The organism is Frankia sp. CoWAU3 (genome assembly GCF_977971855.1).
Genome location: NZ_CDWWXB010000213.1, coordinates 1 through 2,111, shown reverse-complemented (window position 1 = coordinate 2,111; position 2,111 = coordinate 1). Strand labels below are relative to the sequence as shown.

Sequence of the window (2,111 nt, the reverse complement as noted above, 5' to 3'; positions counted from 1 at the left end):
GCGGGCGTCGCGCAGGTAGTTCCACAGGTTCAGGTACGCCAGGAAGTCCGAGGTCGGGTCCGCGAACCGGGCGTGGCGGGCGTCGGCCGCCTGCTGGTGCTCGACCGGGCGCTCCCGGGGATCCTGGATCGCGAGCGCGGCGGCGATGACGAGCACCTCGCGCAGGCAGCCCTGCTCGTCGGCGGCGAGCACCATGCGGGCCAGCCGGGGATCCACCGGGATCTGCGCCAGCCGCCGGCCGAGGGGAGTGATCCGGTGACGGGGATCGGACGCGGTGGCGTCGAACGCCCCCAACTCGGCGAGGAGCAGTTCGCCGTCGCTGATCTGGCGGGGGTCGGGTGGATCGAGGAACCCGAACGTGGCCATCTCGCCGAGGCCAAGGTCGGCCATCCGCAGGATGACCGAGGCCAGGTTCGTCCGCAGGATCTCCGGATCGGTGAACTCCGGCCGGCCGGCGAAGTCCTCCTCGCTGTAGAGGCGGATGCAGATGCCGTCGGCGGTCCGCCCGCAGCGCCCCTTGCGCTGGTTGGCGGAGGCCTGCGAGATCGGTTCGATGGGCAGCCGCTGCACCTTGGTGCGGTGGCTGTAGCGGGAGATCCGGGCGGTGCCCGGGTCGATCACATAATGGATTCCCGGCACGGTCAGCGAGGTCTCGGCGACGTTGGTGGCCAGGACCACCCGCCGTCCGGTGTGCGGCTGGAACACCCGGTGCTGCTCGCCGGCGGACAGGCGGGCGTAGAGCGGCACGATCTCGGTGTTCGGCCGCTGCTCGCGGGTGAGTGCCTCGGCGGTGTCGCGGATCTCCCGTTCGCCGCTGAGGAACACCAGGATGTCGCCCGGGCCCTCCGCGCACAGTTTGTCGACCGCCTCGCTGATGGCCTGGGTCTGGTCGCGCTCGGCCTCGCCGTTCTCCCTGCCGGTCCTCCGCGCGCCGGCTGGGCCGCCGGCTGGTCCGCCGGCCGCCGGGACGAGCGGGCGGTAGCGGACCTCGACCGGATAGGTGCGCCCGGACACCTCGATGACCGGGGCACCCGCGAAGTGGGCGGAGAACCGGGCCGTCTCGATCGTCGCGGAGGTGATGACAATCTTGAGATCCGGCCGGCGGGGGAGCAGCGACCGCAGGTAGCCGAGGATAAAGTCGATGTTGAGGCTGCGCTCGTGCGCCTCGTCGATGATGAGCGTGTCGTAGCGGCGCAGCTGGCGATCGGAGGAGATCTCGGCCAGCAGGATGCCGTCCGTCATGAGCTTGACCAGCGTGTTCTCGTGCACCTGGTCGGTGAACCGGGTCTGGTAGCCGACGATGCCGCCCATCTGGGGAGCCGGGGTGCGCAGTTCCTCCGCGATGCGGTCGGCGACGGTACGCGCGGCGATTCGGCGCGGCTGGGTGTGCCCGATCATCGCCCGGACCCCGCGGCCGAGCTCCAGGCAGATCTTCGGTAGCTGAGTGGTCTTGCCGGACCCGGTCTCCCCGGCGACGACGACCACCTGATGATCCCGGATCGCGGCGAGAATCTCGTCCTTGCGCTGGGTGACCGGAAGGATGTCGGGGTAGTCGAGCGTCGGAACGCTGGCCCGGCGCCGCTCCACCCGTAGCGATGCCCGCTCCACCTCGGCGGCGATGGCCTGTAGGGCCCGCTGGCGCGCGGCGGGCTCGCGGGTGCGCCGGCTCTCGGCGAGCCGTCGGCCCAGCCGATGGGCGTCGCGAGGAGACAACCCGGTCAGCCGCGCGGACAGCTCTGCCGGTGGCACCGGGTCTGCCGGCGGTGACGGCTGCTGCGGCGGCGTGGCGGGAGGATTCAAGAGCTGCCTTTCCACACGTCGTCAAGCCTAGGGCACAGCTGTCCCGGCAGCGTTGCGTTCCTCCGGCCCGTCGGGCGGTGGCGACGACTCTTCGCCCGGCGAATTTTGGGGACCTGAGCACGGTCTGCGGTCCCTGGACCGTGTCTTGCTCCCCTGAGGTGAGGATTTCCGGTGTGGGCTGGGTCGGTTGCAGGCGTGGCTGACCGCGCCGGGTGGTCGGGCTCGGCGTCACAGCGTGGCTGTTCGGTTGTGGCTATTCCTCCTGGGTGGTCAGGCGGCGGGCTGTTCGGGTTCGATGGTTACTTTCAGGC

General features: G+C 70.9%; 1 protein-coding gene. It reads right to left on the bottom strand.

Going from position 1 to position 2,111, the window contains the following annotated elements; all coding sequences use genetic code 11:
* On the bottom strand, positions 1-1,749 hold a 1,749-nt coding region (hrpA, locus tag AC08ON_RS15550; protein WP_476617219.1), incomplete at its 3' end, for an ATP-dependent RNA helicase HrpA.
* Between the last annotated feature and the right edge of the window lie 362 nt (positions 1,750-2,111).